This is a genomic window from Pseudomonas sp. LP_7_YM, assembly GCF_004364435.1.
Classification (GTDB): Bacteria; Pseudomonadota; Gammaproteobacteria; order Pseudomonadales; family Pseudomonadaceae; genus Aquipseudomonas.
Genome location: NZ_SOCT01000002.1, coordinates 37935 through 53589 on the forward strand (window position 1 = coordinate 37935; position 15655 = coordinate 53589).

Here is a 15655-nt window from a genome sequence, read left to right on the forward strand (position 1 = left end):
GTGCCTTTTGCTCGGTGAGGGGGAGGCGTAAGGTAGCGAGCGTACCAGAGCCCGCCATTCGTAAAAACGTTGGAGACCTACTATGTACTGGACGGAATTTTTCACCGTAGCGCTGATTCATCTGCTTGCCGTCGCCAGTCCCGGTCCGGATTTTGCGGTGGTGGTGCGTGAAAGCGTGACCCATGGGCGCAAGGCTGGAACCTATACCGCCATGGGGGTGGGCACCGCGATTTTCCTGCACGTTGGCTATTCGTTGCTGGGCATCGGGCTGATCGTTTCCCAATCCATCGTGCTGTTCAATGCGCTGAAATGGGCGGCAGCTGCCTATCTGCTGTACATCGGCATCAAGGCTCTGCGCGCCAAGCCGGCAAACGCTTCGGATGCGCCGGTAGATCTGGCCAAGGGTGAGCGCACCGCTCGCGGCGCTTTTACCGCAGGCTTTGTGACCAATGGCTTGAACCCGAAAGCAACGCTGTTTTTCCTTTCGCTGTTCACCGTGGTCATCAACCCGCACACGCCGTTACTGGTTCAGGCCAGTTATGGGGTGTACCTGGCATTGGCGACCGGCGTCTGGTTCTGCCTGGTCGCGCGGCTGTTCAGTCAGGAACGCGTACGTGCCGGTTTCGCCCGCATGGGGCACTGGTTCGACCGTGCAATGGGTGCAGTGCTGGTGGCACTGGGAGTGAAGCTGGCGTTGACCGAAATGCATTGAGGGCCGCAGTGCCCCAACGCGGGTCGCGTGGGCGTAAGGGCGCCCCGTCAATGCGCCTGGATGCCGGCATTGTCGCCCGTTATGAGAATCATTCCTTCGGCTGGTTTGGCTGGCGGGTGAAGGCTCTAGAGTGCATATTTTTTCAGCACCTCCCATGCGTCTTGAAAAGGAATTTTCATGCTGCAGACACGCGTGATTCCGCCTGCCGAGGGTGCTTACCCGTCCCCTTTGTTGATCAAAAGCCTGCTGCTGTCGGGCCACCGCTATGAACGAACGCGGGAAATCGTTTATCGGGACCAATCGCGCTATTCGTACCTGACGCTCAACGAGCGGATCTGCAGGCTGGCGAACGTGTTGACCGAAGCGGGTGTAAGGGCGGGCGACACCGTAGCGGTCATGGATTGGGACAGCCACCGTTACCTGGAATGCATGTTTGCCATCCCCATGATCGGTGCTGTGATCCACACCATTAACGTGCGTCTGTCGGTGGAGCAGATCCTGTTCACCATGAATCACGCCGAAGACCGGTTGGTGCTGGTCAACAGCGAATTCGTATCGCTCTACAGCTCTTTCGCCAGCAAGCTGACCACGGTCGAGAACACCTTGCTGCTGACCGATACCGCCGAGAAAGCGGCTGATCTGCCCAATCTGCTAGGCGAGTACGAGACGCTGCTAGCGGAGGCCAGCCCAAATTACCGGTTCGAGGATTTTGACGAAAATTCGGTGGCCACGACGTTCTACACCACGGGCACCACCGGCGATCCGAAAGGGGTCTACTTCACCCACCGGCAGTTGGTGCTGCATACCCTGGCGGTGGCCACCATTCTGGGCAGCGTCGAGGGCTTGCTGGGCACTGACAAGGTCTACATGCCCATCACGCCGATGTTTCACGTGCATGCCTGGGGCGTGCCGTACGCCGCGACCATGCTTGGCGTGAAACAGGTCTATCCCGGTCGCTACGACCCTGAATTGTTGGTTCAGCTGTGGCGCAAGGAAGGGGTGACTTTCTCCCATTGCGTACCGACGATTCTGCAGATGGTGCTCAACGCCAAGGCTGCCAAGGATGCCGACTTCACAGGCTGGAATATCCTCATCGGTGGCAGCTCGCTCAATCGCTCATGGTATGAGGCGGCCAAGGCCAAGGGCATTCAGCTGACCGCCGCTTACGGCATGTCCGAAACCGGGCCGCTGGTGTCGGTGGCGCATTTGAATGACGAACTGATGGCGAGCAGCGAAGACGAGCGCACCGCATACCGGATCAAGGCTGGCGCGCCGGGTGTATTGGTTGAAGCTGCAATTGTTGACGGCGAGGGCAGCTTCCTGCCGTCCGATGGCCAGGCGCAGGGCGAACTGGTGCTGCGGGCGCCATGGTTGACCGCAGGCTACTATCGCGAGCCGCACAAAGGCGCCGAACTGTGGGCTGGCGGCTGGCTGCATACCGGCGATGTGGCGACGCTGGACAGCACGGGTGGCATTGATATTCGTGATCGAATCAAGGATGTGATCAAGACCGGCGGCGAATGGGTTTCTTCCCTCGAACTGGAGGATCTGTGCAGTCTTCATCCCGGCGTACGCGAGGTGGCGGTGGTCGGTATCGCCGATCCGCAATGGGGCGAGCGGCCGTTCGCGGTGCTGGTCGCTCACGAAGGCCATGTGATCGACGCCAGGACGCTGAAGGAGCATCTCAAGCCGTTCGTGGAACAGGGACACATCAATAAATGGGCGATTCCAAGCCAGATCGCCCTTGTTCCCGAAATTCCCAAGACCAGTGTCGGCAAGCTCGACAAGAAGCGAATTCGCCTGGATATCATCGAATGGCAAAGCACGAACAGTGCTTTTCTCTCTACGCTCTGAATCTTTTTTTCGCACACAGGGGTCTGATTTCGTTCATCGCAATGTGCCGCGAGGGCTCTGCGCAGGCGTCTGCCTTGCTCATTCCAAATTCAGCCATCCTCTTTTGCCGCGCCCCCGTCCGCCGAAATCGACGAGTCAGGGGTATTGACGCTGCAAATCACATTTTAGAGGGATTAAGCAGTAGCACCTGCCGGCCATAGTCGGCAGTAGGTCGGCACCAGAGAGAACGCCGCTTCGCTTCGCAGCTTACGGGCTGCCGACAAGCGCTGAACCCAGGCACTGCGGATCGGTCTGCCTGAGTCGTTTCTGGAAGCACCTACTGCCATAAAATAAAAGCACACGGAGTAGCGTTGATGACATCACCAAACCTGTTCTGGCGCCGGGCAAAACTGCCTCTGGCTGTCAGCCTCGCTTCCACGCTTGCCAGCCCTGCATTCGGCGTCAGTTTCAACATCGGTGAAATCGAAGGTAATTTCGACTCGTCACTCTCCATCGGCGCCAGTTGGTCCACCCAGAACGCCAACAAGAATCTGATCGGATCGAACAACGGCGGACACGGCCTTTCGCAGACTTCCGATGACGGCCATCTGAACTTCAAAAGCGGGGAAACATTCTCGAAGATATTCAAGGGCGTTCACGATCTGGAGCTTAAATACGGCGACACCGGCGTGTTCCTGCGGGGCAAGTACTGGTACGACTTCAAGCTCAAGGATGAAGACCTCGACTTCAAGAACGTCAGCGACTCGGGCCGCAAGGAGGCCGGCAAATCTTCAGGTTTCGAACTGCTCGATGCGTTCGTCTATCACAACTACTCCATAGGCGATGAGCCGGGCTCGGTGCGTCTGGGCAAGCAGGTGGTCAACTGGGGCGAGAGCACGTTCATCGGCGGCGGTATCAACAGCATCAACCCGATCGACGTCTCGGCGTTCCGTCGTCCTGGTTCGGAAATCAAGGAAGGCCTGGTTCCGGTCAACATGTTCTACCTGTCCCAAAACCTGACCGAAAACCTTTCCGCCGAAGGTTTTTACCAGTTGGAGTGGGACCAGACGGTCGTCGACAACTGCGGCACGTTCTTCTCGCAGTCGGACGTGGTTGCCGATGGTTGCTCCAACAACCTGGCAGTACTGCGTACTCGCAACAGCCTGAACTCCGCGTTGCCTGCTGCATTGCGCACGCCGGTGCAGGCAACACTGGCCGCCCGTGGGGTGAGCTACGGCAGCCCGGATGAAGGCGCCGTGGTTGCTCGTGGTCCTGACCGTGACGCCCGCGACAGTGGCCAGTACGGCCTGGCCATGCACTACAACTTCGAGCCGCTGAACACCGAGTTTGGCGCTTACTACATGAACTACCACAGCCGTCTACCGATCTTCAGTGGCAAGAGTGGGCCCGCCAGCGCCTACAGTACCTCGGGTTTGGCCGCAGGGCTGGTGAGCAGGGGCGTGCCGCAGGGTGTTGCGACCCGCCTGGCACCGACCCTGTCGCCGCTGGTGGCGGCGGGCAACTCCAGCTACTACGTCGAATACCCTGAAGACATTCACCTGTTTGGCCTGAGCTTCTCCACTACGCTGCCAACAGGAACCGCGTGGAGCGGCGAGCTCAGTTACCGTCCAAACGCCCCGGTGCAAGTCAATACCACCGACATCCTTTATTCCGGCCTGTCGCCGCTCAACCCCAGCGTATCGCTGTTGCAGGGTGCTCCGAACACCGACCAGAAAGGTTATCGACGCAAGGAAATCAGCCAGGCGCAGACCACGTTCACGCAGTTCTTCGATCAGGTGATGGGTGCCGAACGGCTGACCGTGATCGGCGAAGTGGGCTGGACCCATGTCGGCGGATTGGAGAGCACGTCAAAACTGCGTTACGGCCGTGATCCGAGCTATGGCCCCGGACCGCTGCCCAATGGCCAATGCACTGCGCTCAATGCCAGCACCCTGGCTGGAGCGTCTTTGAATAACCTCAGCCGCTATTGCGAAAATGACGGCTTCACCACGACCGATTCATGGGGTTATCGCGCCCGTGCCATCTGGGACTACAACAACGTGTTCGCCGGGGTGAACCTCAAGCCAAGCGTTGCCTGGTCCCACGACGTTGACGGTTACTCGCCAGGTCCCGGTGGCAACTTCGAGGAGGGTCGTAAAGCCATCAGCCTGGGTGTGGAGGCTGAGTATCAGAACACCTATACCGCCAACCTTTCCTACACCAACTTCTTTGACGGCAAGTACACCACGGTGGATGACCGCGACTTCGTGGCCCTCAGCTTCGGGGTGAACTTCTAAGGAACGACCATGGAAATGAAAACAAGAAAAAGCCTGTTGCTGGTCGGCTATCTGCTCGACCAGTTCGCGTCCGATAAGGGCAAGCAGATACCTTGCGCACGGGACGTCATCGATCCCATTCCATGCTTGGGACGAGGCCCTTGGCACGCGCGAACTCGGTGTCCTGCAACTCATCGCTCAAGGCTGTTTTAATCGGGAAATCAGCGACCGGTTATTTATTTCCCTGCACACCGTCAAGACCCACGCCAGCCATATCAACGGCAAGCTGGGCGTCGAGCGCAGAGCACAGGCCGTGGTCCGGGCGCAGGAATCGGGTTTGCTGGGCTAGGAGCGAGAAGGCCGCCGACTATCTTCCAGCGACGTATTGTAGAGGCTCAAGACGCCCCTGCGCCTGCCCACATTTTTTCAACATCCTGCACCCCCCAGTCCTCAGCCAGTTCGAACTTGATGATCGCGTCCTTTTCGACGGGATTGGCCAGGTTAATGACATGTGGTTCGAATGCGATTCGGGTTCGGGTGGAGAGAAATACCTTCACTTTTGGGTGCAGCAGTGATTTCTCGCCCTGCTCGACGACAACGCCAAGCCGTTCGCTTTTCAGACGTACAAGCGCGCCGACCGGGTAGATACCGACGGTCTTGACGAAGTGCTGGAGGATTTTTTCGTCGAAATGACCTTTCCAGGACGCCATCTCTCGGATAGAGCGTGCGGCGTCCCAACCTTTCTTGTAAGGCCGGTCCGAGGTGACGGCGTCGTATACATCACACACCGCCCCCATTTTTGCGAACAGGCTGATTTCTTCGCCTTTGAGGCCATGAGGGTAACCACTGCCGTCGATTTTCTCGTGATGGTGCAGACAGACGTCCCGCACGGCACTGGTGACTTGCTGGCAGTGCTCAAGAATTTCCAGCCCGGCCTGCGGATGGTATTTCATCGCCTCGTATTCATCGACAGTCAGGCGAGCGGGTTTGTTGAGGATGGCGGGCGCAATCATCATCTTGCCGACATCGTGCATCAACCCGGCCACGCCTGCTTCGCGTACCAGCTCCTCGTTAAGTTCCATCTGCCGCGCGAGCGCAACCATGAGCGCGCACACCGCCACTGAGTGCATGTAGGTGTATTCATCGGAAGTCTTCAGCCGCGACAGGCTGATCAACGCGTGGGGATGACGCATCACGGAAGTCGAAATCTCCTCGACAAGGAGGTCGACGTCTTTCACATTCATTGCGCGGCCCATGCGGGCATCAGTGAACATGACCGTCACGGCATCTTTGGCACGGCCACAGATCATTCTGGCGCGCGTCAGCTCTCTTTCCATGCTGGCAGGCGCTGTGTCGCTTTCACTGACCCTTTCCGAAGCCGCGGCGAGGATGTGTACTTGAGGCTCCGGACTTTTTCCACGCCCGGTGTCGATCCACACTTGGCGGGTCGATTCCTGAATGCGCTGGAGCACGCCTTCGTCAAGCAGCTTGCGCTCAACATGCAGTGTCCAGAATGGATCATGGTTTCGTGGGCGACAGAACTCGTGGATATACATACCCAGCGTTAGATCGCAGACCGCGATTTTTCTTAGCATGGAGGCTGCTCGTTTCGCATTGGGCTTGGGCTGCCTTGCGTATTCATAGAGTCGACTTCATATCGTCTCGTGCGCTACACATATCGAGTGGTTGCGCATTGCCAGTATATGAGGGGTATTTAAAAAAATACATCAATGAACAGCACACCGACACCTGTATTTTTAAGCGTTTAACCATACTGGTTACAGGGTTGAAGACGTTTTTCCAGGCAACACCAGAGTTAAGTAAAAAATAAATAGACGAGGTGCTTTAACTCAAGCAGAAAGTTACTCAGTTGGGTGTAGAGGCCTAAATAAAAGTTGTCATAGGCATACTGAAACACGCGCGGGCGTCGCGGCCGGTGGCCCGCAACGCTTTAGACCGTAGCGTAGTGACTCGGTGCGCAACCGACCAGACGACGAAACATGGTCGAAAAGGCAGCAGGGCTTTCATAACCCAGATCCAGCGCGATGCGGGTGATGGGGTCTCCCGCTGACAGTCGTGACAGGGCAAGCATTACACAGGCGCGCTGGCGCCATTGGCCGAAACTCATCTGTGTCTGCTCGCGAAACAGGCGGCTGAACGAGCGCTCACTGACGAACAGTTCCCGCGCCCAATCGTGTGGCGATTGGTGAATATCCGGGTGTTGCAGGAACCGCTGACAGCGATCCAGCAAACGAGGATCGTCAGGCAAGCGAATGTGCAATGGTAGCCCTCTTGCCAGCTCGATTTCCCACAGTGCCAGCGATATCAACGCCCCGTCTCGACCTTGAGGGTCATACACCAGTGGCATCTCCACGGCCTCGATCAGCAACTGGCGCAGCAGCGGTGAGACACTGATAACTTCGCAGACCCCGCGTGAAACAGGCACTGCGGACGGCTCGATGTAAAGGCTTCGGGTACTGACCCCAAGCATCAATACTTCATGCTCCAGTTGCGCAGGAACCCAGACGGCTTGCTGGGGTGGCACTACCCAATCACCTTGTTCGGTCGAGACTTTCATGACCCCCGTGGAGCCATATAGCAGCTGCGCGCGTCTGTGATAGTGCCGCCGTAACAGGTGGCCTTCGGCATAGTCATTGCCGATCGCAACGACTGGGCGGGGCGTGTCGTCGAGGTTGTCGATGGAAATATTGCGCATGACATATCCTATGGAGTCTGGCCGAAACACAAACATGAATGGCCTGAGTCCTCAAGCTCTGAGCGATGAAACTGCTTATCGTCGGCGGATATTCTTCAGGGCACGGCGCGATGACTTATCTACTACTTGCACTCTTTGGCGGTGTTTCCGGGATCACGACAGTGCTGTTCGGTTTCGGTGGCGGCTTTGTAGTCGTACCGGTTCTTTATGGCGTGCTGATCAGTGGTGCAGGCGGCGCGCTGGCGGAGCAGGCGGCCATGCACGTAGCCGTAGCAACGTCCACCTGCGTGATGATCGTCAATGCCTCGCTAAGCACGCGCCGATCGGCCCGCGCCGGAACCCTGCTCAAGGCCTGGCTCTGGCCACTGGGGGGCTTCATCGCTGTCGGTGCACTGATCGGAGCAGTCGCAGCAGGATTCGTCAGTGGATCGGTGTTGCGCGCAGCATTTGTCATTTATTTAGCAATTACCATTGTCGATTGCCTGTGCCGACGCGGATTTGTCTCTGCGGCATGCAAAGGCGAACCTCGTCGTCTGAGTCGCTGGAGCGTCGGGCCGGGTGGCATTGTCATCGGTGCCATCGCCACGTTTCTCGGGGTTGGCGGTAGCGTGATGACCGTCCCTTTGTTACGCCGCAGCGGTTTGAGCATGACTCAGGCGACCTCCATGGCCAACCCGTTGAGCCTGCCTGTTGCGCTGGTCGGCACGGCCACCTACATGCTCACCGGTCTGAGCGGCAATGCGTTGGGGGCCGGCTACCTTGGCTACGTCAATCTCGGTGCTTTCGCCGTGCTGACCCTGGGCGCATGGTTCGGTATGCGTCTGGCGGCTCGCTGGGTGGGGCGCATTCCGGATCAATTGCACGCGCAGTCGTATGTGGGATTGCTGGTAGTCGTGATGATTAGCATGGTTCTGGTGTGAGCTGCGCGTTACCAGATCAACCAGAGGATTCACCTGCGCCGTTTGTGTCACAGACGTTGTCGACGTAAGCGGTTACGAACCACTCTGGAATCTCTTCGCAGTGGTACTGCAGATCCGTACCTTCTGTGACCTCTGCCAGCAAGATGGACTTGTCAGCGCAGTTTATCGACGAAATGGGTAGCGAATCCTTTCCGCCGACGGTGATCGTTCAGGCGGCGTTAAGGAATTTTTGACTACTGTCATGCTCTAACCGAGCACATGGCCTCGGTTTTCTATCGTTGTGCCAATACAAGCAATACAGGAGCTCTCGTTGATGTTTACCCTTCGCCGTTCGATCATCGCTGCTACCGCGCTCGCTGTCTTGTCTGGCTGCGCGACGCAGAATCCATATGACAATCAAGGGCAGGCACAAGATTCCGGCGGTGTGAGCAAAACCGCCAAATACGGTGGCCTCGGTGCGCTGGCAGGTGCCGTTGCCGGTGCTGCCATCGATCATAACCACCGCGGCAAAGGCGCCCTGATCGGTGCAGCCGTGGTCGGTGCCGGTGCAGCCGGTTACGGTTATTACGCCGACAAGCAGGAAGCTGCCCTGCGCGCGAGCATGGCCAATACCGGCGTTCAAGTGCAGCGTGAAGGCGACAACATCAAGTTGGTCATGCCAGGCAACATCACATTCGCTACAGATTCTTCGGCGATTGCCAGCAGCTTTTACTCGCCGCTGAACAACCTTGCCGGCTCGTTGAAGCAGTACAACCAGAACCTGATCGAAATCGTCGGTTACACCGACAGCACCGGCAGCCGCCAGCACAACATGGATCTGTCGCAACAGCGTGCGCAGAGCGTGGCGACCTACCTGACCTCACAGGGCGTGGATGCTTCTCACCTGTCGGTTCGCGGGGCGGGCCCCGATTCTCCTATTGCCAGCAACGCCGACGTCAATGGCCGAGCCCAGAATCGTCGTGTAGAGGTCAACCTCAAGCCGATCCCCGGTCAGCAATATCAACAGCAGCAATAATGGCTTGAGTAATAGCGAAAACCCCGACTTTGGTGTCGGGGTTTTCGTTTGTGGTCGATATGGATTGCAGAGGGCATTCCTTCTGACCGTCCTTTGTGCAGTGCGTCAGGATTTGCGCAGATAGCGCTCATGCATGTCCCCGAGCAGCGCATCCTTGTCTTCCCACAGTCGATTGATCCATTGCTGGAATTCAGCTCGATACGCCTCGTCCTGGTCGTAGCTCTTGCCGATGAACTGCTGAGGGATCGGTACTTGCTCGAAGTGCGCGACCACCTCGCGAACCCGGCCGCATAGCAAATCCCAGTAACCCGGCTGACCGGCGGGATAGTGAATGGTCACGTTGACGATGGATTCCAACTGCTCTCCCATCGCGTCCAGCACAAAGGCAATGCCGCCCGCCTTGGGCTTGAGCAGGTAGCGAAATGGCGAGTTCTGTTGGGCGTGTTTGCTTTTGGTGAAGCGCGTGCCCTCTGCGAAGTTAAAGATGCCTACCGGATTATTGCGAAACTTGGCGCAGGTGCGACGGGTGGTTTCCAGGTCCTTGCCTTTCTTTTCCGGGTGCCTGGCCAGATACGCTTTGCTGTAGCGCTTCATGAACGGAAAGCCCAGCGCCCACCATGCGAGGCCGATCACCGGCACCCAGATCAGCTCCTGCTTGAGAAAGAACTTCAGCGCACGGATGCGCCGGTTCAGCACGTACTGCAACACCATGATGTCGACCCAGCTCTGATGGTTGCTGGTCACCAGATAGGAGTGCTGGTAATCCAGGCTTTCCAGGCCGCTCAGGTGCCAGCGGGTGTGACCCAGCAGGTTCATCCACGCATTGTTGTTGCTGATCCAGGCCTCGTGGATATGGCTCATGAGCCAATCAGTCACCTTCTGCGCAGCCGGGAAGGGCAGGCACAGTTTGAAGATGGCGATGATGAACAGCGGCGTGCAACAGACAATCGTATTGAGCGCCAACAGCAGCGAGGCGATGACGCCGCGCAAAGAGGCGTGCAAGAAATCCATGGGGAATCGAACTCCGAAGGTAAGACAGCCGCCAGTGAGGCCCGGCGGCATTATTGTGGGTCAAGAATATTCAGACCCGCGTTATCAAGGCAGAGTTGCCGCCTGAATCGCGGTGAGCGCAATGGTGTAGACAATGTCATCGACCTGGGCCCCGCGCGGCAGATCATTGACCGGTTTGCGCAGGCCTTGCAGCATCGGCCCCAGGCTTACGCAGTCCGCACTGCGCTGCACCGCCTTGTACGTGGTATTGCCGGTGTTGAGGTCGGGAAACACAAAGACATTGGCGCGACCGGCGACCGGGCTGTCCGGTGCCAGCTGTCGCGCCACATTCTCGTTGGCCGCCGCGTCGTATTGCAGCGGGCCATCGATCAACAGGTCGCGTTGGGTTTCCTGCGCCAATTGCGTGGCTTCGCGGACCTTTTCCACTTCCTCGCCACTGGCCGAGTTGCCGCTGGAGTAGCTGATCATCGCAACCCGCGGCGACAGTCCGAAGGCTATCGCCGAATCAGCACTCTGCACGGCGATTTCCGCCAACTCCCGAGCCGTGGGATGGGGATTCATGATGCAGTCGCCATAGACCAGCACCTGCTCGGGGAACAGCATGAAAAATACCGAAGAGACCAAGGTGCAGCCCGGCGCGGTTTTGATCAGTTGCAGGGCAGGGCGGATGGTGTTGGCAGTCGAATGAATGACGCCGGACACCAGACCGTCGACTTCATCCAGCGCCAGCATCATGGTGCCGATCACCACCGGGTCTTCCAGTTGCTGCTCGGCCATCGGCGCGTTGAGGCTCTTGCTTTTGCGCAGATCGACCATCGGCCCCACGTAGCGCTCGCGAATGTCATCCGGGTCGAGGATTTCCAGCCCCGGCGGTAACTCGATGCCCTGAGCGCGAGCAACTGCCTGAACGTCTTCAGGCTTGGCCAGCAACACGCAACGCGCGATGCCTCGGGCTTGACAGATCGCTGCAGCCTGCACGGTCAACGGCTCTGCGCCCTCGGGCAGCACGATGCGCTTGTTCGCCGCCTGAGCGCGTTGAATCAGCTGGTAACGGAACACGGCTGGCGACAGGCGCATTTCCCTCGGCGTGCCGCACTGCTGATGCAGCCAATTGGCATCCAGATGGCTGGCAACGAAATCGGTGATGATTTCCGCACGTTCGCGGTCGTCGATCGGGATTTCCTTGTTCAACTGATTGAGCTGGTTGGCCGTGTCGTACGACCCTGTGCTGACCGACAAGACCGGTAAACCGGCCTGCAACGCGCCACGGCACAGGTCCATGATGCGCGGGTCGGGCAAGGTGTCGCTGGTCAGCAGCAGGCCGGCCAGCGGCACGCCGTTCATGGTCGCCAGGCTCACGGCCAGAATGATGTCGTCGCGGTCGCCCGGGGTGACTACCAGCACCCCCGGCTTTAACAACTGCAGGGTGTTGAGCACGGTGCGCGCGCAGATGATGATTTTCGACATGCGTCGCTGTTCGTAGTCGCCGGCGTTGATCACCTGCGCGCCCAGCAGATCCGCGACATCGCGGGTGCGCGGGGCATTGAGGTCGGCCTGGAACGGGATGCAGCCCAGCAAGCGAAAATCACCACTGCGCAGCAATGGGGAGTGTTCTTTCAGACGCGCCGAGAAGGCTTCCATGCTCTCGTTCGTACGCACCTTGTTGAGGATGACACCCAGCACCTTCGGGTCCTTTGGACCACCGAACATCTGTGCCTGCAACTCGACGCGACCTGAAAGTTCAGTCAGCACCTCGTTTTCCGGCGCGGAGACCAGAATCACTTCCGCATCCAGCGCCTTGGCCATGTGCAGGTTGACCCGCGCGGCGTAACTTGCGCTGCGGGTCGGCACCATCCCTTCGACGATCAACACGTCGCGGCCCACGGAGGCCTCTTGATACAGGTTGATGATTTCTTCCAGCAGCTCATCCAGCTGTCCTTCGCCGAGCATGCGTTCGACATGGGCCAGAGCCAGCGGTTTGGGTGGCTTGAGGCCATGGGTTCGGGCGACCAGTTCGGTCGAGCGTTCAGGCCCCAGATCTCCAGGGTGTGGCTGGGCGATAGGTTTGAAAAAGCCGACTTTGAGTCCGGCGCGCTCCAGGGTGCGCACCAGCCCCAGGCTGATGGACGTCAAACCCACGCCGAAGTCTGTGGGCGCGATAAAAAAAGTCTGCATGCGGGCTTCTCGAAGGTGAGCGTGCAAGGGGCGTGGCGTCAGGCTTTGGGCGATAAGTGGCTGTGCCTGCCAGCTTTTCGTACAAAGCACCAATATGCCAGAGGGCCGGGTAACACAGGACGCTGTTCAATCGCAGCGTCTCAACGGGGCACAAGGTTATCGCTATCTGCCCCTTGCGCGCACCCGCCACAGTGAAAGGATTGGCCTATTTTTTCCTGTCGCTTGCCCGCATCCAATACCTAGGCCCGCGACTGCCAGGGCGGTTGGTGGCGCAGGTGCTGGCTGTGACCGCAGGAGAGTTCAACGACCCAGTGAGCGTCCTGGTCAGGGTGGAAACCGATAATGATGGTGTCGCTGTGAAGCAATGCAGGGTCGTGCAATCGGGGCCGTCCGTCTGAGTTGCGTTCGCTTTCACGCCAGTGCTTGGTTAGACTTGTTCGTTCATATCTCTATTTGCAAAAGGTCTCGCCCCATGCCGATCGCCGCCAACAAGGCTGTCTCCATTGACTATACCCTGACCAATGACGCTGGTGAGGTCATCGACAGTTCTGCCGGCGGCGCGCCGCTGGTTTACCTGCAAGGCGCAGGTAACATCATTCCGGGTCTGGAAAAGGCACTGGAAGGCAAGGACATCGGTGACGAACTGAAAGTCGCCATCGAGCCTGAGGACGCCTACGGCGAATACTCGGCCGAGCTGGTCAGCACCCTGAACCGCAGCATGTTCGAAGGTGTCGACGAACTGGAAGTCGGCATGCAGTTCCACGCTTCCGCTCCGGACGGCCAGATGCAGATCGTCACGATTCGCGACCTGGACGGCGACGACGTGACAGTCGACGGCAACCATCCACTGGCCGGGCAGCGTCTGCACTTCCAGGTCAAGATCGTTACCATCCGTGACGCCAGCGAAGAAGAACTCGCTCATGGCCACGTACACGGCGAAGGTGGTCATCACCACTGATTTGTCCTGCTAAGCTGAAGTGAGCTGGCAAGGCGTCCTCGCGGGCTTCGTGAAAGTGTTTTGTTTTCACGGCCTGTCAGGGCGCTTTTTTCGGCCTATGATTTTTGTATGCAGAGCAGGGGAGCTTCGTCATGAGTGTATTTCACAACCTGAAATTAAAAGCTCTGGATGGCCAAGAACTGCCTCTCGCACCCCTAAAGGGCAAAGTGGTGCTGGTGGTCAATGTGGCCTCCAAATGCGGCCTTACGCCGCAATATGCCGCGCTCGAAAGTCTCTATCAGAAGTACAAAGACAGGGGCTTCAGCGTCCTGGGCCTGCCTTGTAACCAGTTCGCGGCACAGGAACCCGATGCTCAAGAGCAGATTCTGCAATTCTGCTCGCTGAATTACGGCGTGACGTTCCCGCTGGGCGACAAGCTCGAAGTGAATGGTCCGCATCGCCACCGGCTATATCAAATGCTGGCGGGCGAAGGCGCTGAGTTTCCCGGGGACATCACCTGGAATTTCGAGAAGTTTCTCGTGGGTCAGGACGGCCGGGTGCTTGCGCGTTTCTCGCCGCGTACCACGCCGGATGATCCTTCGGTCATTCAGGCAATCGAAAAGGCGCTGCACCTATCCCAACTCGCCTGAGTCGACTCGGCTCATGGGCATTTGAATGCTGACCTCAGGTTGGCCCTTTCGAAACCTTGCGTGCGTTCAAAACATTGCATTCGTATTTGAGCGATATCTTGAGAGTCCATGCCCAGCCACCGGAGCAGGCACTCGTCGACGCTCCGCGAGTCAGGTGCATCCTGGCCTCCTTTCGTTTTAAACCCTAATCACCCAAATCAATAGTGCTGTGCATGGCGCGCCTGGCGGCCCATTCTGGGTGATTGATTCTGTCTCCCTATTCGTCGAGGACGTTACATGCCAGTCAAAGCCTTGTTCAAGCCCTTCCGCATGGGCAGCCTGGAATTACCGACGCGTGTCGTGATGGCGCCGATGACCCGCTCGTTCTCGCCGGGCGGTGTGCCCAATGCCAAGGTCATCGAGTATTACCGTCGTCGCGCTGCCGCAGGCGTTGGCTTGATCATCACCGAAGGCACCACGGTCGACCATAAGGCGTCCAACGGTTACCCCGATGTGCCGCAATTCTTCGGCGAAGCTGCACTGGCTGGCTGGACGAAGGTGGTCGAAGCCGTTCATGGCGAGGGCGGCAAAATCGTTCCCCAGCTATGGCACGTGGGCGCAGTGCGTCGGCTCGGCACCGAACCCGATGGCAGTGTTCCGGCTTACGGCCCGACTGAAACACTCAAGGACGGCCAAGTCGTGGTTCACGGCATGAGCATGCAGGACATTGCCGACGTTATCGCGGCATTTGCTCAAGCTGCCAGAGACGCGCAAGCCATCGGCATGGACGGCGTGGAGATTCACGGCGCACATGGCTACATCGTCGATCAGTTTTTCTGGGCAGGGACTAACCAGCGCACCGATGAATACGGTGGTGATCTGGCCCACCGTTCGCGCTTCGCCATCGAGCTGATTCAGGCAGTGCGCGCAGCTGTCGGGCCTGATTACCCGATCATCTTCCGGTATTCCCAATGGAAGCAGCAGGACTACAGTGCACGGTTGGTGGAAACGCCGGAAGAGTTGGGGGCTTTCCTCAAGCCGCTTTCAGACGCAGGTGTGGACATATTCCACTGCTCGACGCGCCGTTTTTGGGAGCCAGAGTTCGAAGGTTCTGATCTCAATCTGGCTGGCTGGACGCGTAAGCTGACCGGTAAACCGACCATCACCGTTGGCAGTGTCGGGCTGGACGGGGAGTTTTTGCAGTTTATGGTCAACACAGACAAGGTCGCACAGCCAGCCAGCCTGGAAAACCTGCTTAAACGCCTGAACGATGATGAGTTTGATCTGGTGGCAGTGGGCCGCGCCCTGTTGGTCGATCCGGATTGGGCGGTGAAAGTGCGCGATGGTCGCGAGAGCGACATTCTGCCGTTCAGCCGCGATGCGTTGGGTAAGCTGGAGTAAGGATTCAAGCCGGTGAGTGTGAGCTTGCTC

At 58.4% G+C, this 15655-nt stretch carries 12 protein-coding genes and 2 pseudogenes; 9 read left to right on the top strand and 5 right to left on the bottom strand.

Annotated features, from left to right (window positions below):
• Positions 1-82 precede the first annotated feature (82 nt).
• The 4 genes and pseudogenes from EC915_RS05185 to EC915_RS05200 form a co-directional block, all read left to right on the top strand.
• Positions 83-712 (top strand): LysE family translocator, encoded by a 630-nt coding sequence (locus EC915_RS05185; RefSeq protein WP_133749473.1) that lies wholly within the window; start codon positions 83-85, stop codon positions 710-712.
• A 177-nt stretch (positions 713-889) separates the two neighbouring features.
• A complete protein-coding gene (locus EC915_RS05190) occupies positions 890-2566 on the top strand; it encodes a fatty acid--CoA ligase (protein WP_133749474.1) in 1677 nt (558 codons plus the stop codon).
• A gap of 353 nt (positions 2567-2919) precedes the next feature.
• Positions 2920-4842, top strand: coding sequence for a DUF1302 domain-containing protein (locus tag EC915_RS05195; RefSeq protein ID WP_133749475.1), 1923 nt, complete (start codon positions 2920-2922; stop codon positions 4840-4842).
• A 133-nt stretch (positions 4843-4975) separates the two neighbouring features.
• A pseudogene (locus tag EC915_RS05200) lies at positions 4976-5170 on the top strand (response regulator transcription factor); the annotation flags it as partial.
• Positions 5171-5216: 46 nt separating this feature from the next.
• Here the strand turns inward: EC915_RS05200 and EC915_RS05205 are convergent.
• Complete coding sequence (locus EC915_RS05205; protein ID WP_133749476.1) at positions 5217-6416, bottom strand: HD-GYP domain-containing protein; 1200 nt, start codon at positions 6414-6416, stop codon at positions 5217-5219.
• Between the two features lie 356 nt (positions 6417-6772).
• Entirely contained in the window at positions 6773-7537 is a 765-nt protein-coding gene (locus tag EC915_RS05210; protein ID WP_133749477.1) for a helix-turn-helix domain-containing protein, read from the bottom strand.
• A 110-nt stretch (positions 7538-7647) separates the two neighbouring features.
• Between EC915_RS05210 and EC915_RS05215 the strand changes: the two genes are divergently transcribed.
• On the top strand, positions 7648-8457 hold the full coding sequence (locus tag EC915_RS05215; RefSeq protein WP_133749478.1) for a sulfite exporter TauE/SafE family protein: 810 nt from the start codon (positions 7648-7650) through the stop codon (positions 8455-8457).
• A gap of 313 nt (positions 8458-8770) precedes the next feature.
• Entirely contained in the window at positions 8771-9472 is a 702-nt protein-coding gene (locus EC915_RS05220) for an OmpA family protein (RefSeq protein ID WP_133749479.1), read from the top strand.
• 105 nt (positions 9473-9577) lie between these two features.
• Here the strand turns inward: EC915_RS05220 and EC915_RS05225 are convergent, their stop codons facing one another.
• The 3 genes and pseudogenes from EC915_RS05225 to EC915_RS05235 form a co-directional block, all read right to left on the bottom strand.
• Entirely contained in the window at positions 9578-10483 is a 906-nt protein-coding gene (locus tag EC915_RS05225; RefSeq protein WP_133749480.1) for an acyltransferase, read from the bottom strand.
• Positions 10484-10567: 84 nt separating this feature from the next.
• On the bottom strand, positions 10568-12658 hold the full coding sequence (gene pta, locus EC915_RS05230; RefSeq protein WP_133749481.1) for a phosphate acetyltransferase: 2091 nt from the start codon (positions 12656-12658) through the stop codon (positions 10568-10570).
• A gap of 140 nt (positions 12659-12798) precedes the next feature.
• A pseudogene (locus tag EC915_RS05235) lies at positions 12799-13132 on the bottom strand (DUF3565 domain-containing protein).
• On the opposite strand from EC915_RS05235, the gene EC915_RS05240 reads away from it, so the two are divergent.
• The 3 genes from EC915_RS05240 to EC915_RS05250 all read left to right on the top strand — a co-directional run bounded on the left by EC915_RS05240 (position 13131) and on the right by EC915_RS05250 (position 15625).
• A complete protein-coding gene (locus EC915_RS05240) occupies positions 13131-13616 on the top strand; it encodes a peptidylprolyl isomerase (protein ID WP_133749482.1) in 486 nt (161 codons plus the stop codon). The pseudogene EC915_RS05235 and the gene EC915_RS05240 overlap by 2 nt on opposite strands.
• Positions 13617-13747: 131 nt before the next feature.
• Positions 13748-14245, top strand: a complete 498-nt coding sequence (locus tag EC915_RS05245; protein ID WP_133749483.1) for a glutathione peroxidase — start codon at positions 13748-13750, stop codon at positions 14243-14245.
• Between the two features lie 276 nt (positions 14246-14521).
• The gene (locus tag EC915_RS05250; protein ID WP_133749484.1) at positions 14522-15625 is read left to right on the top strand and encodes an NADH:flavin oxidoreductase; all 1104 of its coding nucleotides are present in this window, start codon (positions 14522-14524) and stop codon (positions 15623-15625) included.
• Positions 15626-15655: the final 30 nt, after the last annotated feature.